The organism is Nostoc sp. UCD121, assembly GCF_014222285.1.
GTDB lineage: Bacteria > Cyanobacteriota > Cyanobacteriia > Cyanobacteriales > Nostocaceae > Nostoc.
The window spans coordinates 1-308 of the sequence record NZ_JACKZS010000560.1; the positions used below are offsets into that span (position 1 = coordinate 1).

Here is a 308-nt window from a genome sequence, read left to right on the forward strand (position 1 = left end):
GGCAATCTGTTCGAGTTCTTGTAACATCTGGCTGATATCACTTAAGTCCTGTGCAAATGAGGTTTCTGCACCAATGGACTTGCGAACTCGATTTGCTTCAACTGGGCGGTCATCTTCTGCCCTGGCAATTTTGTAGTAATAATGACCAGCTTTCCCAAAGTGGTGTGTTAGCTCAGTCAGCGATGCCTGCGGCAACGTCAGAGACGAACGCTCCTTTAAGTCTGCGCCAGTATGAATGCCGAGCGAGTGCATTTTCGCTGCCGTAACCTCTCCAATGCCGTGGAACTTCTCAATCGGCAGCTGTTCTA

General features: G+C 49.4%; 1 pseudogene. It reads right to left on the reverse strand.

What is annotated here, in order from left to right:
• A pseudogene (locus GNF10_RS37475) lies at window positions 1–308 on the reverse strand (DNA polymerase IV); the annotation flags it as partial.